General features: G+C 70.7%; 20 protein-coding genes. 13 read left to right on the top strand and 7 right to left on the bottom strand.

Annotated elements, in window-relative coordinates:
* Positions 1-14: 14 nt before the first annotated feature.
* The 4 genes from QSJ33_RS08165 to QSJ33_RS08150 are packed head-to-tail and all read left to right on the top strand — an operon-like array spanning position 15 to position 1,881.
* Positions 15-509, top strand: a complete 495-nt coding sequence (locus QSJ33_RS08165) for a hypothetical protein (RefSeq protein ID WP_285724426.1) — start codon at positions 15-17, stop codon at positions 507-509.
* Complete coding sequence (locus tag QSJ33_RS08160) at positions 502-963, top strand: hypothetical protein (protein ID WP_285724424.1); 462 nt, start codon at positions 502-504, stop codon at positions 961-963. Before QSJ33_RS08165 ends, QSJ33_RS08160 begins: the two co-directional genes overlap by 8 nt.
* Entirely contained in the window at positions 960-1,310 is a 351-nt protein-coding gene (locus tag QSJ33_RS08155; protein ID WP_285724422.1) for a hypothetical protein, read from the top strand. The genes QSJ33_RS08160 and QSJ33_RS08155 overlap by 4 nt, the downstream gene beginning before the upstream one ends.
* Positions 1,311-1,356: 46 nt before the next feature.
* Entirely contained in the window at positions 1,357-1,881 is a 525-nt protein-coding gene (locus tag QSJ33_RS08150; RefSeq protein WP_285724420.1) for a tetratricopeptide repeat protein, read from the top strand.
* Between the two features lie 6 nt (positions 1,882-1,887).
* Here the strand turns inward: QSJ33_RS08150 and QSJ33_RS08145 are convergent, their stop codons facing one another.
* The 3 genes from QSJ33_RS08145 to uvrC all read right to left on the bottom strand — a co-directional run bounded on the left by QSJ33_RS08145 (position 1,888) and on the right by uvrC (position 5,024).
* Entirely contained in the window at positions 1,888-2,796 is a 909-nt protein-coding gene (locus tag QSJ33_RS08145; RefSeq protein ID WP_285724418.1) for a YaiO family outer membrane beta-barrel protein, read from the bottom strand.
* A gap of 46 nt (positions 2,797-2,842) precedes the next feature.
* On the bottom strand, positions 2,843-3,100 hold the full coding sequence (locus QSJ33_RS08140; RefSeq protein ID WP_285724416.1) for a hypothetical protein: 258 nt from the start codon (positions 3,098-3,100) through the stop codon (positions 2,843-2,845).
* Positions 3,101-3,185: 85 nt separating this feature from the next.
* The gene (uvrC, locus tag QSJ33_RS08135; protein ID WP_285724414.1) at positions 3,186-5,024 is read right to left on the bottom strand and encodes an excinuclease ABC subunit UvrC; all 1,839 of its coding nucleotides are present in this window, start codon (positions 5,022-5,024) and stop codon (positions 3,186-3,188) included.
* Positions 5,025-5,104: 80 nt separating this feature from the next.
* Between uvrC and QSJ33_RS08130 the strand changes: the two genes are divergently transcribed.
* From QSJ33_RS08130 to QSJ33_RS08120, 3 genes are read left to right on the top strand one after another with little or no spacing between them, the layout of a single operon-like run.
* Positions 5,105-5,653 (top strand): hypothetical protein, encoded by a 549-nt coding sequence (locus QSJ33_RS08130; RefSeq protein WP_285724412.1) that lies wholly within the window; start codon positions 5,105-5,107, stop codon positions 5,651-5,653.
* 16 nt (positions 5,654-5,669) lie between these two features.
* Positions 5,670-6,293, top strand: a complete 624-nt coding sequence (locus QSJ33_RS08125) for an MBL fold metallo-hydrolase (protein ID WP_285724411.1) — start codon at positions 5,670-5,672, stop codon at positions 6,291-6,293.
* 30 nt (positions 6,294-6,323) lie between these two features.
* Complete coding sequence (locus tag QSJ33_RS08120) at positions 6,324-7,091, top strand: slipin family protein (RefSeq protein ID WP_285724409.1); 768 nt, start codon at positions 6,324-6,326, stop codon at positions 7,089-7,091.
* On the opposite strand, the gene QSJ33_RS08115 is transcribed toward QSJ33_RS08120, so the two are convergent.
* Positions 7,081-9,063, bottom strand: coding sequence for a transglutaminase TgpA family protein (locus tag QSJ33_RS08115; RefSeq protein WP_285724407.1), 1,983 nt, complete (start codon positions 9,061-9,063; stop codon positions 7,081-7,083). The genes QSJ33_RS08120 and QSJ33_RS08115 overlap by 11 nt on opposite strands.
* Positions 9,054-10,175, bottom strand: coding sequence for an anhydro-N-acetylmuramic acid kinase (locus QSJ33_RS08110; protein ID WP_285724404.1), 1,122 nt, complete (start codon positions 10,173-10,175; stop codon positions 9,054-9,056). Before QSJ33_RS08110 ends, QSJ33_RS08115 begins: the two co-directional genes overlap by 10 nt.
* Before the next feature lie 64 nt (positions 10,176-10,239).
* Here QSJ33_RS08110 and QSJ33_RS08105 point away from each other — a divergent pair, with 64 nt between their 5' ends.
* Together QSJ33_RS08105 and QSJ33_RS08100 are read left to right on the top strand one after the other, a co-directional pair.
* Positions 10,240-10,839 carry a hypothetical protein gene (locus QSJ33_RS08105; RefSeq protein ID WP_285724402.1) on the top strand — a complete coding sequence of 200 codons (600 nt, stop codon included), beginning with the start codon at positions 10,240-10,242 and terminating at the stop codon, positions 10,837-10,839.
* A 144-nt stretch (positions 10,840-10,983) separates the two neighbouring features.
* A complete protein-coding gene (locus QSJ33_RS08100) occupies positions 10,984-13,719 on the top strand; it encodes a TonB-dependent receptor (protein ID WP_285724400.1) in 2,736 nt (911 codons plus the stop codon).
* A gap of 57 nt (positions 13,720-13,776) precedes the next feature.
* Here QSJ33_RS08100 and gatC read toward each other — a convergent pair whose 3' ends face one another.
* Both gatC and tsaD read right to left on the bottom strand, forming a co-directional pair.
* A complete protein-coding gene (gene gatC / locus QSJ33_RS08095; RefSeq protein WP_285724398.1) occupies positions 13,777-14,061 on the bottom strand; it encodes an Asp-tRNA(Asn)/Glu-tRNA(Gln) amidotransferase subunit GatC in 285 nt (94 codons plus the stop codon).
* A 1-nt stretch (position 14,062) separates the two neighbouring features.
* The gene (gene tsaD, locus QSJ33_RS08090) at positions 14,063-15,085 is read right to left on the bottom strand and encodes a tRNA (adenosine(37)-N6)-threonylcarbamoyltransferase complex transferase subunit TsaD (RefSeq protein WP_285724396.1); all 1,023 of its coding nucleotides are present in this window, start codon (positions 15,083-15,085) and stop codon (positions 14,063-14,065) included.
* A 23-nt stretch (positions 15,086-15,108) separates the two neighbouring features.
* Here tsaD and priA point away from each other — a divergent pair, with 23 nt between their 5' ends.
* The 4 genes from priA (at position 15,109) to QSJ33_RS08070 (ending at position 20,029) form a co-directional block, all read left to right on the top strand.
* On the top strand, positions 15,109-17,385 hold the full coding sequence (gene priA, locus QSJ33_RS08085; RefSeq protein ID WP_285724395.1) for a replication restart helicase PriA: 2,277 nt from the start codon (positions 15,109-15,111) through the stop codon (positions 17,383-17,385).
* 142 nt (positions 17,386-17,527) lie between these two features.
* Complete coding sequence (locus QSJ33_RS08080) at positions 17,528-18,163, top strand: type II secretion system protein (protein WP_285724393.1); 636 nt, start codon at positions 17,528-17,530, stop codon at positions 18,161-18,163.
* A gap of 62 nt (positions 18,164-18,225) precedes the next feature.
* The gene (locus QSJ33_RS08075) at positions 18,226-18,726 is read left to right on the top strand and encodes a type IV pilus modification PilV family protein (RefSeq protein ID WP_285724391.1); all 501 of its coding nucleotides are present in this window, start codon (positions 18,226-18,228) and stop codon (positions 18,724-18,726) included.
* Positions 18,719-20,029, top strand: a complete 1,311-nt coding sequence (locus QSJ33_RS08070) for a PulJ/GspJ family protein (protein WP_285724389.1) — start codon at positions 18,719-18,721, stop codon at positions 20,027-20,029. The genes QSJ33_RS08075 and QSJ33_RS08070 overlap by 8 nt, the downstream gene beginning before the upstream one ends.
* Positions 20,030-20,036: the final 7 nt, after the last annotated feature.

The raw sequence follows: 20,036 nt of genomic DNA, 5'->3' as shown, positions 1-20,036 counted from the left end.
ACCCAGGAGCGACCATGCCGCCCCTCACTCCCGACGACCGTCGCCAGTTCCAGCAGGCGTGGACCCTCACGCGCCTCCTGGCCTGGGTCCTGTGCTTCGGCGCGCCCCTGGTGTACGTCCTGGTGTTCGCCATGACCGTGGTGAAGGGCCCGGTGCTCCCGTCGCTCCGGCTGGGAGTCCCCTGGACCCATCCGGCGGTCCTGGGGTCGGCCTTCCTGGCTGCGGGCACCCTGGGCGCCACCTTCCTGCTGGGCCCCCTGTTCATGAACCAGCTGCGGCGGGACCCCACCCTGTCCCGGGCCGTGGCGATCTCCCGGCAGGCCACGGTGGTCTCCTGCGCCCTCCTGGAATCCGTGGCCATCTTCGGCCTGGTGGCCGGGATGCTGGCGGGTCCCGGGGCCACCCCCCTGGCCCTCCTGCTTTTCCTGGTGCCGCCGGCCGGATACCTCATCCTGGTACCGGGACCGGAAGCGTGGCTGGCGGTCCTGGAGGCGGGGCACCGTGGTTGAGATCCCAGAGGCTGTGCGGGAGGCCCATCGGAAGGCCCGGGCGGCGGGACTGGCGGCCTGCGTGGCCGGACCGCTGCTGGTCCTGGGCCTGGCCGCCGCCGGCGTGCTGACGCCGGGTGGGAACCCCGTGGCGGGGACCTACCAGCAGGTGGGCTACACCTTCACCGGGCTCGTGTTCCTGGCCGCGGCCTGGGCCACCTGGCGCCGCGGCCGGGTCCTGAAGGCCTTTGGAGAGGTCCCCGCCGTGGCGCGGCCGGGGATCCTCCGGCGGGAGGCCCTGCTCGCCGCGGCCCTCTCGCTCACCAGCGCCCTGTGGGGCGCCCTCTACTGGGCGCTGGTGGGCTGGCATGCCGCCCGCCATGCCCTGGCCTTCCTGTTCCTCCCGCCGGTGATGTTCCTCGGTTTCATGCCGGGCCTGCAGGTCTGGGCCCGGGCCCAGAAGGAGGTCCCATGAGCACCCCTCACCTCGCCCCCGAACTCGTCCGGCTGCTGGTGGCCCAGGCCCGGGAACGCCGACGTCCGCTCACCGCCTCCGAGCTGGGGAAGGCCATTGGGCACCCGGTCCATGCCCTGGGGGAACCCCTCCAGGTCATCAGCCGCCACTGCGAGCAGCTCAAGCTGCCGGATCTCGCCAGCCTGGTCTGCCACGAGGAGAGCGGCGCACCGGAACCGGCCTGGCGGCCCGAACTGCCGCCCGCGGATCGCCTGGTGAGCGCCTGGGAGGAACAGGCCCGCCTCTGGGCCTTCGACGAATGGCTGAAATACGAGGAACTCATCCTCCGCATCCAGCGCATGGGTTGAGCGCCCGGATCACCGGTCTATCCTGTACGCCTCCCGAGGAACGCCCATGACGGACCCTCAGACGCCACCCTCCCCCGAGCGGGCACCCTCCCCGGACGCCACCCAGAAGCTCCCGACCGGGATGCCACTGGATCCCCGCAGCACCGTCAAGATGGACGTCCTGCCCTCGGATGCCACGGATCCGGGGCTCGCCCCGCCGCCGGAAGGGCCGCCCCTGGCGCCCGCATCCGAGGCCCACAGGTCGGGACCCTGGAAGCTCCTCGGCGGCATCGCCTTCCTGGCGGTGGTCCTCGGCGGGGCCTATCTGGTCTTCTTCCGCGGAGGGCCGGCCCCGGCACCGGCTGCGCAGGCGCCTTCGCCGGAGGTCGTGCCAGCTGGGGTCCAGACCTACCTCGATCAGGCGAAGGCCGGGGATGCCCACGCCATGCGCATGCTCGGGGTGATGTACTACTACGGCCTCAACGTGCCGCAGGATCGGGAGAAGGGGCTCCACTGGTACCGGCAGGCGGCCGAGAAGGGCAGCGATGCGGCTCGCGAGGAACTCGCCAAGCTGCAGGCCGCCGGGAAGTAGCCTCCCTCAGAAGGTGACCACCAGCTGCAGGCTCCCACCCCAGAAATGGTAGGTGGAGACCTTCTCGCCCCAGGTGGCCTCCGCCTTCAGGGCCAGGCTGTCATTCAGGGGCCAGTGGCCGGAGAGGCTGGCGAGGCGTTCCTGCGGGATGGAGCCCGCCAGGTAGGTGGTGGTTGTGGTCGTGGTGGTGGTGGTCCCGCCCTGGCCGCGTCCGGAGCGCCCGCCGTAGCCGGTGCCGCCCATGGTCATGGTGGTCGTGCCCGAGGTGAGGCCGCCGCCGGAGGCGGTGCTTTCAATGATGCCCCGGCCCCAGGCCAGGCGCAGGTTGTGCCACATGGCGAAGTCGTTGGCGCCCACGCGCAGGTTCACGATGCAGCCCGTATCCGAATCCCCGGTGGGTTCGTACTGCAGGCGCTGCACCCAGACCGAGGCGCTCCAGGAGGCGCCCTGGTAGGCCGGGCCTGCCTGGAGCAGCCGGACCTCCTGGTCGCCCGAGAAGCGGCTGAGGGCCCCGGCCAGGTCGAACTTCCAGCCGGCGGCGAGGTCGAGATGGAAGTCCACGTCCACCCGCCCCTTCGGCAGGATGTCCTCGTTGGTGCCCCCGCTCACGCCGAGGTAGACGGAGGAGGCCTTGCCGATCAGCAGGTACTTGCCTGCCGAGAAGAGGGTGCCCTTGCCCTCGGGCCGGTCGAAGCCCACCGCGGCGAGCTGCCAGGGCCCGCCGCTGGTGGGATAGATCGTGCCTTCCAGGGTCCAGCCCTTCCAGCGGCCGTAGCCATCGGAGAAGGCCTGGTCGTACCCGCCCACGGCCACACGGGTGGTCGTGGTGAGCTTCGGCGGCTCGAGGTCGAAGGGGTCCTCCTGGGCGGAGAGGCACAGGGAGGCCAGGACGAGGGGGGCGAGTCGCTTCAGCATCGGTGGGCTCCGGGGCGGCGAATGGATTCCGAAAGGGTGCGGCCGATCAGCGTCCGCGGCCACTCCGCCCGCCGGCCTGGCCCAGCCGCTGTCCCGTGCCGGGGGCCTGGCCGCAGCTGCCGTCGCGCTTGCGGAGCTGGTCGCGGCTGCGGGTCTGCGCCTGCGCCTGGTCGCGGGTCTGGTCCCGGGCCTGCGTCCGGTCCTGGGTCCGGCTCTGGGACCGGGTCTGGTCCTGCGTGGTCGTCTGGGCCGAGAGGGCGAGGGTCGCGCCGAGGGTCGCGGCCAGCCAGATCGAGGTCTTCATGGGTGCCTCCTGGTGGGTGCGGAACCGTCCGCACACCCCCACAGAGGCGATTCCGCCGCGAGGGGTTGAAGCCGAACCAGTTGACCTAAATGTCCTGAGATTTATGGGGTTGCGGCGATTGAGACTGCTTCCACGAGGCGATCCGTCCCGCCACCGCGGGGCCTGCCACCTCGGACAGTTCCGCCTCGGGGGCCTCCCGCACGCGGGTGGCGCTGCCGAAGGCCTGGAGCAGCTTCCTGGCGGTGGCCGGGCCGATGCCCGGGATCTGCGTGAGCTCGGTCTGGAGCGTGCGCTTGGCCCGGAGGGCCCGGTGGTAGGTGATGGCGAAGCGGTGGGCCTCATCGCGGATGCGCTGCAGGAGCTGGAGCACGGGCGAGGATTTCGGGATGCGCAACGGTTCGCTGGATCCCGGGCGGAAGACCAGCTCCTCCTTCTTGGCGAGGCTGCCCACCTCCAACTGCTCCAGGCCCAGTTCCTTCAGCGCGGCCTCGGCGGCATGGAGCTGGCCCAGGCCGCCGTCGATGAGCACCAGGTCGGGGAAGTCCTGGCCTTCCTCCTTCATCCGCTTGTAGCGGCGCGTGACGGCCTCGTGCATGTTGGCGAAGTCGTCGTTCTGCTCGTTGGTCATCTTGAAGCGGCGGTAGCGGGCCTTGTCGGGGGCCCCCTCGCTGAACACCACGCAGCTGGCCACCACCTCGCGGCCCTGGCCGTGGCTGATGTCGAAGCACTCGATGCGCCGGGGCAGATGGCTGAGGCCCAGGAAGGCCTGCAGGCCCTCCAGCACGGCCTCGCTCAGCCGCGCCGGCTCGAACTTCCGCTCCAGGGCCAGGCGGGCGTTCTCCTGGGCCATGGCCAGCAGGTCCACCTTCTCGCCCTTCCTGGGCACATGGATCTGCGGGCGGCTCCCGCGCATGCCACCGAGCCAGTCGCGGAGCAGCTCCGCGTCCTCGGGCTCCACCTCCACGAGGATGCGGCCCGGAACGGCATCGGCGCTGTACACGCGCTGCAGCACCTCCGCCAGCACCGCGCCGTCGAAGGCCTCCACGTCGTCCAGCACATGCTCCTGGCGGCCCATCATCCGGCCGTCGCGCAGCATCAGCCGATGCACGCAGGCCCGGCCGTCCAGCACGGCGCTGCCGTAGACATCGAGGTCCTCCAGGTTGGGGCTGGCGGCCTTCTGGCGCGTGAACCAGGCGTCCACCTGCTGCAGCGCGTCGCGGTATTGGGCGGCCCGCTCGAAGGCCGCGGCCTCGGCCGCCTGCCACATGGCCGCTTCCAGCCGGGCCTTCAGCTCGTCCCGCTTGCCCTCCAGGAAGAGGCGCGCCTCCTTGGCCTGCTCGCGGTAGGCGGCCTGGTCCACGGCGGCGATGCAGGGGGCCGTGCAGCGGTGGAGCTGGTACTTGAGGCAGGCCCGGCCGCGCTTGCCGTCGATCTCGATGTCGCAGTCGCGGATCTGGAAGAAGCGGTACACCAGCTCCGCCGTGCGGTAGGCCGTGCTGGCCGGGAAGAAGGGGCCGTAGTAGAGGCCGCCGTCCTTCCGCACCTTCCGCGTCACGAACACCTTGGGGAAGGCCTCCTTCCAGGTGAGCTTCACGTAGGGATAGCTCTTGTCGTCGCGGAGCAGGATGTTGAAGGGCGGCAGGTGCTCGTTGATGAGGTTGTTCTCCAGCACCAGGGCTTCCAGCTCCGTCTCGCAGACGATGAACTCCAGGTCCCAGATGCGGGCCACCAGCCGCCGCGTCTTGGCGTCCTGGTGCTTGTTCTGGAAATAGGACTTCACCCGGTTCCGGAGGACCTTGGCCTTGCCGATGTAGAGGAGGTTCCCCTTCTGGTCGCGGTAGAGGTAGCAACCCGGACGCAGAGGGAGATCGGCCAGCTTGCGCTGGAGGATTGGGGATTTTCCGACGTTTGACCGAATGCTCATGTTTTTCAAGGGGTTTGGGCCTGGGTCAAATCTAGACTGAGTCCCGAGGGCCGAATCCTCCCTTCATCCTGAACGTCCCCATGCCCGAGTTCAAAGCCTTCTCGCCCGACGTGGAAATCTGGGGCGGAAGCCTGCTTGCGATGGTCGACGGGCTGGCCTCCGCGGGCATGCCCCGGGACGAGGCGATGGCCCTCCTGGGTCGGGCCGGGGTGCTGGATCCCGAACGGGAGGGCTGGTACTCCCACCAGGCCCTGCTGGACACCTTGCGCGAGGCCGGGGGACGCTACGGGGAAGCCGCACTCCGGTCGGCGGGACGGGCCATCCCCGTCGGCTCGCGCTTCCCGCCTGAGGTGGAAACGCTCGAGCGGGCCCTCCTGACCCTCGACATCGCCTACCAGGTGAACCACCGGGGCGGTCGGATCGGCCATTACACCTGCAAACCGCTCGGGCCCCGGCGCATGGAGCTCTACTGCGACAATCCCTACGGCTGCGAGCTGGACCAGGGCATCCTCGAGACCCTCCTCGCCCACCATGCGCCCAGCGGGCATCCGCCGGGCCTTTCCCACCTGTCGGGGACGGGATGCCGGAAGCAGGGCCACCGGGCCTGCATCTACCACATCGAGTGGTGAACCGTAGACTGGGGTCATGCTGAAGCTCGAGTCCTTCCCGGTCGGCCCCCTGGGCTGCAACTGCTCGCTGCTGTGGGATCCGGCGACGGGCCGCGGGGTGGTGGTGGATCCGGGCGGAGACGGGGCCAAGATCCGCCGCCGCGTGGAGGCCCTCGGCTTCACCGTGACATCCCTCCTGCACACCCACGCCCACTTCGACCACGTCGGCGCCACGAAGGAGCTCCAGGACCTCTGGCAGTGTCCCGCCCACCTGCACGGCGAGGACGGCTTCCTCATCGAGGCCCTGGCCCAGCAGACAGGGATGTTCGGCATGCCCGCCATCCCCCGGCCCGACATGGTCCCCCTGGCCGCCGGAGACCGTCACCTGGACCTGACCACCCTCCACACGCCGGGGCACACGCCCGGTTCCTGCTGCTTCCACGGCGCCTTCGAGAAGGGCCAGGTGGTGCTGGCCGGGGACACCCTGTTCCGGGGCGGCGTGGGCCGCACGGACCTCTGGGGCGGGAGCTGGGACCACCTGGAGGAGAGCATCCGCCGGGAGCTGTATGTCCTCGACGGGGCCACCCTCGTGATCCCCGGCCATGGTCCCGCCACCACCATCGGCGAGGAGGCCGGGGGGAATCCCTTCGTCAGGGCGTAGACTGGGGCCAACCATCCCCGGAGGTCCTGAATGGACGCCCTGATTTCCTCCCTTGGCTGTTTCGGCCCCGTGGGCCTCGCCCTGATCGTCTGGGTCCTGAGCTGCATCAAGGTCATCAACCAGTACGAACGAGCCGTCATCTTCACCCTCGGCAAGGTGGGCGAAACCCCGCTGGGGCCCGGCCTCCGCTTCATCTGGCGTCCCTTCCAGAAGGCCGTGATCGTCTCGCTCCGCACCGTGGTGCTCGACGTGCCCAGCCAGGACATCATCACCCGCGACAACGTGAGCCTGAAGGTGAGCGCCGTCGTCTACTTCAAGGTGCTGGATCCCAAGCAGGCCATCGTGGGCGTGGAGAACTACTTCTACGCCACCAGCCAGATCGCCCAGACGACGCTGCGCAGTGTGCTCGGCGAGGTGACCCTGGACGAGCTGCTGGCCGACCGGGAGAAGCTGAGCAAGCGCCTGCAGGAGATCATCGACCAGTCCACCGAGCCCTGGGGCATCCAGGTGTCCGCCGTGGAGCTGAAGAGCGTGGACCTGCCCGAGCAGATCCAGCGCGCCATGGGCAAGCAGGCCGAGGCGGAGCGCGAGAAGCGCGCGAAGATCATCGCCGCCGAGGGCGAACTGATGGCCAGCCAGCAGCTGCTGGAAGCCGCCAACAAGATCAGCGAGAACCCCACCGCCATCCAGATGCGCTACCTGCAGACCCTCACCGAGATCGCCGTGGAGAAGAACAGCACCATCGTCTTCCCGCTGCCCATGGAGCTCATGAAGGCCTTCGAGAAGTTCACGAAGTAGGCCGCCACCCGCGCCAGGCTCCCGCCTCCGTCCGTGCCAGGTCGGCGGCGGGACCCGGGCGTCCCTCGCCGTAGGCCTCGGCGTCCACCGCGTCGGCGAGGCGGGCCAGGGCCTCCCGCCGTTCGGGACGGTGGGTCCCCAGGCGGAGGAGCCAGCCCCGGGCCGTCTCCCCGGCCGCCGGAGGCACCTTGCGGCGCAGGCGCGCCAGCAGGGGACGGAGGGCCTTGATGCGGTCCGGATCCGCGGGGCGTGGCCGCCAGAATGCCCGGGTGCGCCAGAGCAGCCAGAGCGCGGCGACCCCGCCGAGGACCCCCACGGTGCTCCGGGCCGGCGGCGTCCAGCGCCAGGACCAGCCGGACAGGCGATCCCGGAGCCAGCCGAAGCCCGCCTGCTGGTCCTGGTCGGAGAACCGCACCACATAGCGGTCCCAGCGGTACCGCAGGGCGTCGGTCCACCGGGAGAGCAGGCCCAGGCCGGTCCCGCCCTCCGACCCGGCGGCCGGAGCCGCCGGGGTGGGGTCCGCCACGTGCCACACCCCCTGGTCCCAGTACTCCACCCAGCTGTGGGCCTCGTCCTGGCTCACCCGGTAGTAGCCGCCTTCAGCAATCCAGGGGCCCAGCCGGTAGCCGTTCACCACGCGGGCCGGCACGCCCCGGGCCCGCAGCATGAGGGCCATGGCCGAGGCGAAGTACTCGCAATGCCCCGCCTGGGTGCGGTCCAGGAAGTCCTCCAGCGGGTTGGCGGCCCGTCCGCTGGGATTGTCGAGGGTGTAGCGCCAGCCGCGGAGCGCCGCCTCCAGGGTCCGGGCCAGGTCCGGGGCCTGGAGGATCTGGGGCGCCAGCCGCAGGCTCCACCGCCGTGCGGCCTCGTGCTCGGGCTCGAGCCGCGTGAGCTGCGCCCAGCGGGCGGGACCCAGGCGCGGCTCCTGCGGGCCGTCGCGGTCCGGACGCCAGGTCACCTGCAGGGGCAGGGCCCGGGGGGTGGGGTAGCGCCACCGGAGGCTGCCCCCGGATCCGCGCCGCAGGGGCACCGGGGGCCGCCCGATGCCGAAGAGGCCGTAGGGCAGGGGGAGGATGCCGCGGGGCGTGGGCGAGAGGAAGAACTCCGCCTGCCGCAGGTCGCCCGGGGCGCGGAAGTCCCCCAGGACGGGCGGGTTCGGCGCATCGGGCGTGGCTTCGGACACCTCCCACCGGAAACCCCGCACGGATTCCAGCACCACACCCCGGAGCAGACCCAGGCCCTCGGCCCCGCGGGGATCCCGCCCCGGCTGCTCCCCGGCTGGGGGGATGATCCGCAGCACCACCTCCGGGTTGGGCTGGATCGGTCCCTGGCCCGAGAGGTCCAGGTGGTCGCTCAGGCCAGCCTGGCCGAAGGCGGAGGAGAGGCCCAGGAAGGGCACGGGACGCAAGCCCAGGCTGACCCGCGGGAGCATCAGGAAGAAGACCGAGCCGAAGGCGAAGGCACCCAGGGCCCACAGCGGGGTCTTCCGGAGGGGCGGGGGCTGGGCGCGGCCGGGCCGCAGGACGGCGGAGGCCTCCCAGCTCTGCTGGAGCAGGGCCGCCATGGCCGCCAGGAGCCAGGCCACGGCCCAGGCCAGGAAGACGGGGTCGGTGGTGCTCACCGCCGAGGTGAGGAAGAGCAGGAAGCCCATGAGGAGGAGCTGGCGGCGCTGGGGCCGCTCCCGGGGCAGGGCCAGCCGGAGGCCCGCCAGGAGGAACAGGGTGTGGATGGCCACGGGGAAGATGCCCCGCCCCCGGAACAGGTCGAAGACGAAGAAGGCCAGGGCGCCCGCCTCCAGCCAGCGCCGGATGCCGCTGAGGTCCAGGCGCAGGACTTCCACCGCGGCGGCGGCGGCCAGGGGAAGGGCCATGAGCGCGGTCTCGCCGGGATCGTAGACGCCCGTGGAGGCCGCCGCGCCCCAGGCCAGCCAGGGTGGGAGGTGGTCCAGCCAGCGCTGCCACCTCAGGGCCATACCCAGCTCCCCAGGACGGCGGGCCGCCGGGCCCCGGTCACCTCCGGCAGGTTTCCCGGCAGGCCCAGGGCGCTGGCGGCGCCCAGGAGGGCCCAGCTCACGGCCTCCCGCGCGCCAGGAGGGAAGGCCACGTCATCAGCCAGGGCCAGCGGCAGCCGGCGGGCCAGTTCGTCGCGCAGGCGCCGGTGGCGGGCTCCGCCGCCGCTGACCAGGCCGCGGGTGCCCGGCGGCAGCGGGCCCAGGCGGGCGACCTCGCGCGCCACGGAGGCCGCGGAGAAGGCCGCCAGGGTGGCCAGGCGGTCGGGCAGGGGCAGGACCTCCAGGGCCGGGGCCTCCGCCGCCAGCCAGGCCTCGCCGAAGGTCTCGCGGCCCGTGGATTTCGGGGGTTCCAGGCGGAAGAAGGGATGCGCCAGCCAGCGGGCCAGCAGGGCTTCCTCGAGGGCGCCGGTGGCCGTGGCGCCCTCCGGATCGAAGGCCAGGTCCAGCCAGCGCCGGGCGGCCAGATCGAGGAGCGACATGGCGGGGCCCGCGTCCCAGGCCCGCAGCCGCGAACCGTCCCAGGCGCAGAGGTTGGCGATGCCGCCCAGGTTGAGGGCCAGCCAGGGGCCGCTGCCGTGCAGCCACCGCTCCGTGAGGGGCACCAGGGGCGCACCCTGGCCGCCCAGGGCCAGGTCCCGGCGCCGCAGGTCCCACACCACCGGGCAGCCGAGGGCCTCGACCAGCACGTAGGGGTCCGCCAGCTGGAGGGTGGCGCCCCGATCCGGGTGGTGCTGCACGGTCTGTCCGTGGAGGGACGCGAGATCCGGCGCCAGATCCAGGGATCCGCACAGCTCCCGGGCGGCCTCCGCATGATGGTTCCCCAGCTCGCGCTGCAGGCGGCAGAGCGCCGAGGGGGCCAGGCGGTCGCCCGCGGCGGCCAGCACACCTTCGCGGAGGGCCTCCGGGTAGGCCAGGTGGTGGTGGCCGAGGAGGGCCCGGAAGGGCCGCCCGCCGTCGTAGCCCGTCGCGTCCACCTCCACGAGGACGGCGTCCACGCCGTCGGCGCTGGTGCCGGACATGAGCCCCAGCACCCGCCAGGGGCGGTCGTCGGGAGGCGGAAGGAGGACGCGCATGGGGCTGATGATGGCAGCCTCCCGGGCCGGGGAAAGCGGGTACCCTTGTCCCCTCGGAGGGCCCATGTTCTGGATCATCCTCATCGCCGGCATCGTTCTCTACTTCGTCCTGAGGGGGAAGAAGGACCGGCCTGAGCAGCTCGGTGCGGCGCGCCGCGCCCTTCCCACCACCTCGCTGGAGGCCCACAAGTTCCCCTGCCCCTATCCCAAGTGCCAGGCCTGCGGCGGCTCCGGCGACGGCATGAAGCAGGACTGGGATGGCCTCCGCTCCGTGAAGTGGACCTGCGGCTACTGCGGCGCGCAGGCGGGAGTCCAGGAACTGAAGGACGAGGAACTGCCGCCCTCCGCCCGCCGACGGCTGGGTCTGGATGCGCCCGTGCAGGGGATGGCCCCGGGGCAGGTCGGGTACGGCCAGCCTGGGGGCGGCGTGGGTGACCTGCTCACGGGCATGATGATCGGCAGCATGATGGGCGGCGGCCATTCCCACGGCCACGGCGGCACGGACGACGGGGGCTGGGGCGGCGGGGCCTCCGGCGGATCCTCCAGCGACTGGGGCGACTCCGGTTCGGGATCCAGCGACTGGGGGGATTCGGGTGGTGATACCGGGGGCGGTGATTGGGGCGGCGGCGACTCGGGTGGCGGGGATTCCGGCGGGGACTGGTAGGCCTCCACCAGGACCGCAATGGCGACCTTCCGGTTGTTAAATTCCGGATAATTTCCTCTTGATTCCCATTCGCAGCAGGGCAGCATAGGTCCACTTTCCTGAATGCCGGGTCCCCTGTGTGGGGCCGATTCCAACGGAGTGGCCATGCTCTCCTCCCGCTTGCGCTACCTGCCGCTGCTCCTCGCCTCGGGCAGCGCCGTCCTTCTGGCCCAGACCACGGGCGCGGTCCAGGGCCACGTCCGGGATCCCAAGGGCCACCCGGTGATCGGGGCCAAGGTGGTGCTCGCCGGGGCGGGCCTGCAGGGCGGGCGGACCACCGTCACCGACGAGGACGGGGCCTTCCGGTTCGGCCTGGTGCCCCCGGGTCCCTGCACCCTCACGGCCACCCGGGAGGGCCTGAACGCGGCCAAGGCCCAGGTGCAGGTGGGCCTCGACAAGACGGCCACGGTGGACCTGGCCATGAACGCCGTGGCCGCGGCCGTCGTGGAGGTGCTGGAGAGCGCTGCCGCCGTGGACCTGAAGGCCACCACCGTGGGCGGGAACTACACCCCGGAGACCCTCAGCGCCCTGAACGTCTCCCGGGACTACGCCAACATCGCCCTCCTGGTGCCGGGCGTGAGCCAGGACAACGCCGGGTTCAAGGTGTACGGCGCCACGGGGGCAGAGAACAACTACGTGGTGGACGGCGTCAACGCCACCAACGTGGAGTTCGGCACCAAGGGGAAGAACGTCCCCATGGAGTTCATCCAGGAATTCCAGGTGAAGACCGGGGGCTACGAGGCCGAGTACGGCAAGGCCATGGGCGGGATCATCAACGTCATCACCAAGTCCGGCGGGAACGAGTTCACCGGGGACGTGTTCGCCTACTCGGAGGGTGCCTTCCTGAAAACCGGCAACAAGCACCAGAACGACGGGAACCTCTCCAAGCCGCTGCTCCTCGAGGACAAGACCTTCGAGATCGGATTCGACGTGGGCGGCGCCATCATCAAGGACAAGCTGTGGTACTTCGTGGCCTACGATCGCCGCCGGGAGAACCAGAAGCTCCAGATCCGGCTGGCGCCCAACGCCGGGGACCTGGCGCCCAAGGATGCCACCCGCGACCTCTTCTCGGCGAAGCTCACCTGGAAGCTGACGGAGGGCCAGAGCCTGATCGCCTCGGTGGTCGGCGATCCCGAGACCATCACCGGTGCCGCGAAGACCCCGCAGGGGAGCCTCGGCACCTGGGAGGGGAAGAGCGAGGTGGGCGGCACCGACCTGAGCCTCCGCTACGAGGTGACCGGGGACCGCTGGTTCGGCCAGTTCCAGGTGAGCCGTCACGAGGAGACGAACTCCGTGCTGCCCGGCAGCGGCGGCGACCAGATCCAGCTGGTGGACCAGCTCAACGGCGGGGTGCAGAGCGGCGGGTTCGGCCGCTGGGACGACAAGAAATTCACGCGCGACAACATCACGGGTTCCGTCACCGGCTTCCTCGGGAACCACGAGGTGAAAGCCGGCTTCGACCTGCAGACCGACAACGCCGACATCCACCGGGGCTACACCGGAGGCCAGCAGGTCACCCGCCTCCAGACGAGCCCCGGCGGGGACATCTACAGCCACTACTGGTGGACCACGGCCGACGCGACGGTCTCCCCCTTCAACGCGCCCAGCATCGTCTTCGCCTCCAAGCCCAAGCACCAGAGCCAGGCCTACTTCGCCCAGGACAAGTGGACGGTGATCCCCGCGCTGACGCTCAACCTCGGCGTCCGCCTGGACCAGACGGACATCAAGGACCAGTTCGGGAACACCGTGGTCTCCCTGAAGGACCAGTGGTCCCCCCGGGTCGGGTTCATCTGGGATTTCCGGGGCAAGGGCCAGGACAAGCTCTACGGCAGCTTCTCCCGCTACTACGAGCAGATCCCCCTCGACCTCGTGATCCGCTCCTTCAGCGTGGAACGCAATCCCACCACCTACAACTTCAGCCCCACGGACCTGACCCCTTCGACTGCCGCGGAAGGCTACGTGGGCACGGCCTCCTCCATCGTGGGCTCCTACGTGGAGCCGGTGGACACCAACCTGAAGGGCTCCTACACGGACGAGTTCATCCTCGGCGTCGAGACCACCTACCGGAGCCTCTACACCTTCGGGGGCAAGTTCATCCGCCGCTACCTCGGCCGGGCCATCGAGGACGGCCTGGACGTGACCTCGCCCCTGGGTGACTACTTCATCATGAACCCCGGCCAGAGCTCCCCGGCCGGCGTGACCTATCCCCAGGCCATCCGCGACTACCGGGGGGTCGAGCTCACGGCCGAGCGGAAGTTCGCGGACCACTACAACTGGCAGTTCAGCTATCTCTGGAGCCAGCTGAAGGGCAACTACGAGGGCGCCTACCAGGGCATCGGCGGCATCGATGGCACGGGGCAGCTCGACCCGAACATCAACAGCGCCTTCGACCTTCCGGAGTTCATCGTCAACAGCTACGGCAACCTGAGCGGCGACCGGAAGCACCAGGTCAAGGCGAACGGCTCGTACCAGTGGGACTCCGGCTGGAGCCTCGGCGCCACCCTCACCTACCAGACCGGCACGCCCATCAGCCGCCTGGGCTACCACGACGGGTATGGCCGGTACGAGCTCTTCCTCACCCCTCGGGGCACCGAGGGACGGACCCCGGACACCACGCGCCTCGACACCAGCCTGGCCTACCAGATGAAACTGGCCGGGAAGAACCGCGTCCGGATCGTGCTGGAGGTGACCAACCTGCTCGACTCCCAGACCGCCACGGTCATCGACCAGAGGTACAACTTCGCCCAGTCGGACGTGGGGCAGACGAACTCGAACTACAGGGGGCCCTTCGACTTCCAGGCCCCGCGCTCCGTCCGGCTCGGCGTCCGGTACAGCTTCTGAGCCCGGCATCCAACCAGGCACGGCCCCGGAAGAACCGGGGCCGTTTCCTGTCGGGGTCTACAGCACCTTCGGCACCACGAAATGGCCACGGTCCTGGACGGGGGCATCGGCCAGCGCCTGGGCCTGGGTGAAGCCCTCTCCGGGCTCGTCCTCCCGCCGCGGCAGGGGTCGGCCCTGGCCGGGCAGCATCGGCTCGACCCCCTCCAGGGGCAGCTCATCCAGGCTGGCGGCGTGGGTGAGCAGCTGGGCCATGGCCTGCCGCATGGGTTCGATCTCCTCCTCCGCCAGGCGGAGGTGGGCCAGGCGGGCGCAGCGCAGCACGTCCTCGCGGGTCACGTCCATGTCAGGCTCCGAGCTTCAGGTCGGCGTCGGCGTTCCGGGGCCAGGGGTCGGCGTCCACCGGCAGCAGGGCGCCCGCGGCGGCGATCATGGCGCCGTTGTCGGTGCAGAGCCTCGGTTCGGGGATGGCCAGGGCCAGGCCCTCCCGGGCGGCCAGGGCCTGGGCGTCGGCTCGCAGCCGGGAGTTGCAGGCGACGCCGCCACTGATGACGAGGCTCCGGGCGCCGTGGGCCCGGGCGAGTTCAGGCACGGGCTTCAGCAGCCAGCCTGAGATGGCCTCCTGGAGGCTGCGGCAGAGGCCCTGGACCTCTGCATCCTCCGCGCCGGCCTCCGCCAGGCGGGGGTCGCGCTCCACCCGCAGCCTCACGGCCGTCTTCAGGCCCGAGAAGCTCCAGGCGGCCTTGCCATCGCGGAACTTCGGGGGCGTGAAGGGGTCGGCGGCCTGCGGGGCACGGCTGGCGCAGGTGTCCACCACGGGGCCGCCGGGGTAGCCCAGGTTCAGCATCCGAGCGGTCTTGTCGAAGGCCTCGCCGGCCGCATCGTCCCGGGTCTTCTGCAGCAGGTCCAGGGAGGTCCAGTCCTTCGCCAGGTAGATGTGCGTGTGGCCGCCGGAGACGAGCAGGGCCAGGGCGGGGAAGGGGAGGTCCGGCGCGGCGAACCGGGCGGCGTTGAGGTGGCCCAGCAGGTGGTGGACGCCCACCCAGGGGATGCCCTCCCGCCAGGCAATGGCCTTGCTGGCGCTGAAGGTGGCCAGGAGGCTGCCCACCAGGCCGGGACCGCGGGTGACCGCGATCCGGTCGAGATCGCCGAGGCCGATGCCGGCCTTGGCCAGGGCCTCGGCCATGACGGCCCGCACCTGCAGCAGGTGCTCCCGGGCTGCCAGCTCGGGCACCACCCCGCCGAAGGGGCCGTGGATGCCGTCCTGGCTCTTGCGCACCAGGGACTTCAGGACCGGCCCATGGGCCGTCTCCTCCACCACGGCGGCGGAACAGTCGTCGCAGGAGGACTCGAGACCCAGGACCAGCATCCGCCAAGTGTAACCTGGGGCCGATGACCCCCGCGCTCGTCCCCACGCTCGTCCAGCTCAACCGCCCCCTGCCGCCCCTCACCTACCTGGCGCCGGAGGGGCTGCCCGCTTGGGTGCGGGTGCGGGTGAAGGTGCGGAACAGCGCCGCCGTGGGCCTGGCCATGGGGCCGGACCCGGGGACGCCCGCGGTGAAGCTGCGGCCGATCGAGGCGGTGCTGGATCCCTTTCCGCTGCCGCCGCCCGCGCTTCGCGAGCTGCTGGCCTTCGCCGCCCGCTACTACGGCTGCCTGGAGGCCCACCTGCTGCCCCTGGCGCTGCCCCAGGCCCTGCTGCCGCGCTGGGAGACGGAGGACGACGGCCAGCGCCTGGCGTTCTTCCGGGACAGCGGCCGGTGGGCCAGCCTCGTGGAGCTGGGCGAGGCCTGGCACCGCGATCCCTCGATCCTGCCGACCCTGCTGCACCGCCAGGACCTGCGCGGGGCGGGGTTCACCGAGGTCCACCTCACGGGTCGGCCCCACCCCCCCCGGGTGACGCCGGCCCAGGCCAAGGTGCTGCTGACCCTGGAGGAGGCGGGCGGGGCCCTGATGGAACCGGACCTGCTGGCCGCCGCAGCCGTGGGCCCCTCCGTACTGGCCACCCTGGAGAAGCGCGGCCTGGTCGAGCGCATGAAACGGATGGATCTCCTGGGCCAGCGGCGCGAGGCCGGCCGGGACCGCGTGGTGGCTCTCAGCGCGGAACAGCGGACTGCCCTCGAAGGTGTGGTCCTTGGCGCTTTCGGCGTCCACCTGCTGCAGGGCGTCACGGGGTCGGGCAAGACGGAGGTGTACCTCGCCCTGGCCGAGCGGGTGCTGGCGGCGGGGATGCGGGTGCTGTGGCTGGTGCCGGAGATCGGGCTCACCCCGCGGCTGCTGGATCGCCTGGAGGCCCGCTTCCCCGGCCGGGTGGCCGTCGGCCACGCGGGCCTCAACGCGGGTGAGAAGCACGGCGATGTGGTCCGGCTGCTGGGCAATGGGGCGGACCTGTTCGTGGGCGTCCGGAACGCCGTGCTGGCACCCCTCCGCGAGATCGGTCTGGTGGTGGTGGACGAGGAGCACGAGGGCTCGTACAAGTCCGAGGAGCACCCGCGGATCCACGCCCGGGACCTGGCCGTGAAGCGCGCCCAGCTCGAGGGGTGCCCTGTGGTGCTCGGCAGCGCCACCCCCAGCCTGGAGAGCTGGCATGCGGCGCAGACCGGGCGGTACAAGCTGCTCCGGCTGCGGGAGCGGCCCGCCGGGGTCACCTTGCCGAAGGTGGAGATCGTCGATCTCCGCGATGCGTTCCGTGCCGCCCGCCGCAAGGTGATCCTCGCGCCGACGCTGATGCAGGCCCTCACGGAGAACCTGGCCCGCGGCGAGCAGTCCCTCCTGCTGCTGAACCGGCGGGGCTACGAGAACTTCTGGATGTGCCGGGCCTGCGGCAAGGCCCTGGGCTGCCCCCACTGCGCCATCTCCCTCACCTACCACCGGGGCGACTTCCGCCTCCGCTGCCATCTCTGCGGCTTCGAGACCGTGCCGCCCGAGGCCTGTCCCGAGTGCGGCGCCGACCATCTGCGGGGCGTGGGCGAGGGCACCGAGCAGGTCGAGGAGCACCTGGCGGGGTGCTTCCCCGGGGCCCGCATCCTGCGGCTGGACCGGGACACCACCCGGCGCCGCGGTTCCCTGGAGGCGGGCCTGCTGGCGGCCGAGCAGGGCCAGGTGGACCTCCTCGTGGGCACCCAGATGCTCGCAAAGGGGCACACCTTCCCGAGGCTCACCCTGGTGGGCGTCCTCAACGCGGACCAGGGCCTCAAGGTGGCTGACTTCCGGGCGTCGGAGCGCACCTTCCAGCTGCTCACCCAGGTGGCGGGCCGGGCGGGCCGGGCGGATCTGCCGGGCCGCGTGATCCTGCAGACCTACTCGCCGGACCACCCCGCCATCACCTTCGCCCTGGCCCAGGATTTCGAGGGCTTCGCGGCCTCGGAGCTGCCCTTCCGGGAAGGCCTCGGCTACCCGCCTTTCACGGCCCTCTCCCTCTACCGTGCCGAGGCGGACACGCCGCGGGAGGCCCGGGAGGCCCTCGAGGCCTTCCGCCAGCGGTTGTCCGTCCCGGGCCTGCGCGTGCTCGGGCCCCTGGAGGCGCCCGTGCCCCGGGTGCGGGACCGCTGGCGCATGCATCTGCTGCTGAAGGGGGGGCGGGGGGCTCTGGGCGAGGTGCTGCGAAGGTCCCCCCTGCCACCGGCGGGTCCCCTCAGCCTCGACCGGGATCCCATGCAATTCGGATGATGTAAAAAAACATTACACTCCCCGATGACACTCAGATGACAAGGCGGGGTATTCTTCTCCAAGTCGTTCCACGCGAATTCTTATTTCAACCTGGGCCTCGGCCTTCCCTCGGCCGATGCTTGAGCCAACGGAAAGGTGAACCATGGAATCACGCAGATCCTGGAAGCGCGCCTCCGGCTACACGCTGATCGAGCTCCTCGTGGTGCTGGTCATCGTGGGCATCCTGGCCATCGCCTCCGTCCAGATGATCGGCAACCGTCCCGCCTCCGCCGTCCACGGGGTCATGGACCAACTGGAGGGGGTCATCGCCGCCGCCCACAAGGGCACCACCGCCACCCTGGGCGACATCACCCTCACGGCCACGGGCAACTGGACCGCCGCCACGCCGGCCACGCTCACCTACACCGGGTCCACTGGTCCGGCCGACAACTTCGTCTTCACCCCCACCTCCCGGGACCACCAGTACGCCGGCGTGGATTGCGGCACCGGCTGGTCCGACAACGCCATCGCCTCCCTCGTGACGTTCCCCCCCTTCGCCACGGACCCCACCTTTGGAGCGGCGCTCGGTGCGAACAGCAACCTGTTCAAGTCCGGAACCGCCGTCATCAACGGCTACAGCAAGCGGGCGAATAAGGGGTTCTTCATCGCCGTGGTCGGTCTCCGGAACGGCGTACCCGTGGACAGCGGACCGGTGGGCGTCCTGGTGATGCCTGCGGGCAGCGGCACCGTCTACAAGTTCTTCCGGACCAACTCCGCCGAGCCCTGGAGGCGCCTGTGAGCATCCGTCCATCCACATCGCGTCGGCCGGGGCCGGGATCCGCCTCCCAGGCCGGCTTCAGCATGGTCGAGTTCCTCATGGCGGCCTTCATCATGGCCATCGGGCTCCTCGGGCTGACGGCCCTCCAGACCCTGGCCCTCCGGTCCACCACCACCAGCCGGGGCATGTCCACCTCGGTGCTGGTGGCCGACGGCATCATGGAGCGCATCAACACCGAAGCCCGGCAGTCCTACCTGGGGATGATCTTCAGCAGCGCGCCGACCGGGGCCACCCGCTATGTCGGCAAGGCCCCCGTGGCGCCCGGCGTGAAACCGACGGATCCCGTACCGGGCGGCGCCATCGTGGACTACTTCGATTTCGCCGGCACGCCCCTGACCTCCGCCGCCGGGGCCTACTACACCGTGTCCACCTGGGTGGACAGCCAGGTGATCGGGAACGGGACCTCGGGTTCCACGGACGTGTTCAGGGTCCGCGTGGAATTCAACGAGTCGCCCGACCCCACCAACCCCGGACAGTACGTGAAGCATGCCATCAACCTCACCCGGACGGTGATCCATGCCTGAGCCGCGCCTGCCCCTGACTCCGCGCGGGACGCGGAACGGCTTCTCCCTGGTCGAGCTGCTGGTCGCCCTGGTTTTCATGGCCCTGCTCATGGCGGGCATGGCCAAGGTGTACCAGTCGAGCATGAACACTTTCTACAAATCGAGTGAGAGCCTGAGCAGCGGCCGGCGGAACCGGATGGCCATGGACCTGCTCTACGACGACCTCAACGCCGCGGGGCAGTACCTCGTGAACCTCACGTCCTACCCCACCTTCGGCGCGGGTAACCCGGGGTTCTACATCCTGCCCAACCAGGCCTACGCAGGCACGGACGTGCCGGCCGCGAAGGCCCTCACGGATCAGCTGACCTTCTACTACGACGAGGCCCTGCCCTTCGAGGGGCGCCTGTTCGACCCCACCGGCGGATCTGGGGCCGCGACCTTCGCCACCACCTCCAATGCGGACCTGGTGAGCAGCCAGGCCAATGTCGCCAAGCTCGACACCACCCTGGTCGTGAAATTCCAGGATCCCACCTACGCCGACATGGTGCAGACCTACTACAACACCGCCGTCGCCAACAACAGGACCGGTCTGGTGGCGGTGTTCAAGGACCAGTGGGGCCCCATGGCCGTCACCGGGGTGGTCGCCTCCGGGTCCACCGTGACCTTCAAGCCGGATACGGCCCCCGACAACGAGAAGGGCCTGCCCACCGGGGTGAACCCCCTCAACAAGGATCGCCACTTCGCCGGGGACGGATCCTTCCCGACCGGCCTGCCCTCCACCATCAACGGGGCCCTTTCGACCAGCGGGGCCCCGGTGCTCTTCGTGCACCCGGCCCAGATGGTCCGCTACACCATCAAGTCCATGGCCCTCGACCCCGCCAATCCCGCCGTGGGGGTCCCCTGCCTGGTGCGCCAGCAGGGGGACTATGCCACGGGCGGTTTCGTGCCCACCCAGGAGACGGTCATCGCGGAGGATGTCACCGGCTTCAAGGTGTACCTCAGCGCCTACCCGGATCCCGGGGGGGACCCCGCCAAGACCTGGGCCGGATGGAAGCTCGCGGCCAACGACTTCAGCGGGGGCTGGACCAACGGGATCCTGTCCACCATCAACACGCAGCTGACCTCCCTCGGACTCACCTCCGTGCCGAACACCAGCGATCCGAACTGGTTCCGGAACACACCCCTCATCGTGCGGGTGGACCTCACCACGCGGACCGCCATCAAGCGCGCGGAGAACACGGCCACCGGAACGACGGCGGACTATCAGGAGCGCACCCAGACCCTCTACATGGTGCCCCGGCACTTCGGCCTCTCCTTCAACTGATCGCGAG

Origin of the sequence: Geothrix rubra (assembly GCF_030268065.1) — a bacterium.
Lineage (GTDB): Bacteria > Acidobacteriota > Holophagae > Holophagales > Holophagaceae > Geothrix > Geothrix rubra.
Note: the sequence above shows the minus strand (reverse complement) of the source record. Positions and strands in the feature narration are given on the sequence as shown.